The organism is Caballeronia arationis, assembly GCF_001544975.2.
Lineage (GTDB): Bacteria > Pseudomonadota > Gammaproteobacteria > Burkholderiales > Burkholderiaceae > Caballeronia > Caballeronia arationis.
Window position 1 is genome coordinate 1 of record NZ_FCOG02000352.1, and the last position, 2505, is coordinate 2505.

Here is a 2505-nt window from a genome sequence, read left to right on the forward strand (position 1 = left end):
TAGCCAGACGAGTCACCGATGGCGTAGTCAGACGACTGATCGACAAGTGGTTAAAAGCAGGCGTGCTGGATAACGGGCAGTTGTCTTATCCGGAGCTCGGCACTCCGCAAGGCGGGGTGATAGCCCCGGCAACAACATAGCAAACTCGCGAGTAATATGGGGCCTGCGCATTTCGAGGGAGTGTCTGGCGCCGTGGTCCAGAGGATGTCCTGACGTCGATGCGGTGCTCGTCCTCGAGGCCGTTGCTCCCGCCGACCGGGAGACACATCAATGACACGAGGACGACGTAAGCACTGGCAGGTTCGTCTCGCTTTCGAGCCGAACCGCTTTGCCGGTGAGCAGCTGCAGAAGACGTACGAGCAGCTCAGCCCAATACACGCACGCACCACGTCGCCGGAGCGGGTTTTGAAGCTGGCGTCACCGAAACGAACGGCTACCAGGCGGGGGAAACAATGAGCACCGCTGCAATGATCGCTCTCTACGCGCGGGTATCCTCGGAACAGCAAAGCAAACGCGGCACCATTGACAGCCAGATCGCGGCATTGAAGGAGCGCATTTCGGCTGACGGCGCGCAGATCGTCGACGACATGTGTTTTATTGACGCCGGCGTGAGTGGCGCGACGCTGATCAGACCACAGCTGGAGCGCCTCAGGGACTGTCCCGCGATCGGAACGATCGATCAGTTGTACATCCTGTCGCCAGACCGGCTGGCGCGCAAATATGCGCACCAGGCGCTGCTGATGGAAGAGTTCTCAGGCTGCGGCGTCCAGGTTGTGTTCCTCAATCACGCGATCGGTACGACGCCGGAAGAGTCTCTGCTATTGCAGATGCAGGGCATGATCGCGGAATACGAGCGGGCGAAGATCGCCGAGCGCCACCGCCGTGGCAAGCTTCATGGTGCAAAACGCGGTAGCGTCAATGTGCTGTCCGGAGCACCTTATGGCTACCGCTACGTCCGCCGGCAGCTCGACGGAACGCCGGCCCGGTACGTGATCGAACTGCCCCAGGCTGCAACGGTCCGAGCGATCTTCGAGTGGGTGGGAAGGGAACGCCTGAGCATAGGGGAGGTGGTACGCCGCCTTACCGAATCGGATACTGTGACGGCGTCGGGCAAGCCGTACTGGGACCGCAGCGTAGTGTGGGGAATCTTGCGTAACCCGGCTTACATGGGGCGGGCCGCCTTCGGCAAGACCCAGTCGCGCGATCACCTGCAGGTACGAGTGCGTGCCCAGCGTCACAGCGCCGACGTGCCCCGAAAGCCGTACTCGACAACACGTACCGACCGGCAGGACTGGATCGAGATTCCGGTGCCGGCGATCGTCAGCGAGGCACTGTTCCAGTCGGCTCAGGAGCAGCTAACCGAGAACCGCAAGCTGGCGCGCCAGAGGCGCGGGAGTGCGCCGCTACGCCTGCTGCAGGGGTTGACGGTCTGCGGCCAGTGCCGTTACGCCTATTACGCAAAGAAAGTGAGCAAGGCTGCAGCCAAGGGGCATCAGCGGGACTACGCTTATTACCGCTGTGTTGGAACCGATGCTTACCGTTTCGGCGGCCACCGCATCTGTGACAATTTCCAGGTACGAACCGACAGACTTGATGATCTGGTATGGCAGCAGGTCGTTGAATTGCTCAGGCATCCGGATCGACTGAAGAACGAATATGAACGTCGACTGGACATGATGGAGCGCAATGAAAAGAGTAGCTTCGACACGGCCAGTCTGGAAAAGCAGCGGCTTCAGCTGGAAAAAGGCAAGTCCCGGCTGATCGACAGCTACGCTGACGGCATTATCGACAAGACGGACTTCGAGCCGAAGATACAGCAGTTGAAGAACCGGCTCGAACAGATTGACGGGCAGATCCAGGAATCCCGTCGCCATGGGGTGGTGCAAAGCGAGCTATTCCTGGTCATCAACCGGCTCGAGGAATTTGCAGACGCCGTCACCGAAAAGCTGGATACGATCGATCTTGAAATGAAGCGCCAGATCGTTCTGGGGCTGGTCAGGCGCGTCGAAATCCACAAGGATGAAATCGTCGTTGTCTTCCGTGTCGACCCACAGCCTCAGGTTCTCGACAGCGAGAATTCGAATGACTCAGGCGACGGAGTGAAAAGTATGCAACATTGTAGGCGGCGTAATTTCGCCCTGCTTAGCCAACGTGTTCTTGCATTATGTTTTGGATGAATGGTTTGCCGCTGAGGTGCAACCGCGCCTTCGTGGGCCGAGCACCTTGGTTCGTTTCGCGGATGACTTTGTCGTGATCCTCGCGCACAAAGACGATGCGGAGCGCGTCTTGCGGGTGCTCGGCAAGCGATTGGGCAAGTACGGACTCGAGTTACATCCGAACAAAACCCAGATGATTGATTTCCGCTTCAAACCCCAATCCGGGCACGATGATCCCCAAGAGCCGCTGGCCACGACCTTCAACTTTCCTCGGATTCACTCACGTGTGGGTGACTTCGGAGAAGGGCCGGGCGATGGTGCGGCAATTGACCGCCAAAGACCGCGTCGC

The 2505-nt window shown here is 59.2% G+C and carries 2 protein-coding genes; both read left to right on the forward strand.

What is annotated here, in order from left to right; translation table 11 throughout:
• Positions 1–452: 452 nt before the first annotated feature.
• Positions 453–2177 carry a recombinase family protein gene (locus tag AWB81_RS42025; protein ID WP_062644426.1) on the forward strand — a complete coding sequence of 575 codons (1725 nt, stop codon included), beginning with the start codon at positions 453–455 and terminating at the stop codon, positions 2175–2177.
• Positions 2158–2505, forward strand: a 348-nt coding sequence (locus tag AWB81_RS42030; protein WP_268811810.1) for a reverse transcriptase domain-containing protein, incomplete at its 3' end; no start/stop codon positions are given. The genes AWB81_RS42025 and AWB81_RS42030, both read left to right, overlap by 20 nt.

Bases quoted from the DNA above. Each gene is read 5' to 3' on its own strand.
- AWB81_RS42025 (WP_062644426.1), top strand. From the start codon at position 453: ATGAGCACCGCTGCAATGATCGCTCTCTACGCGCGGGTATCCTCGGAA.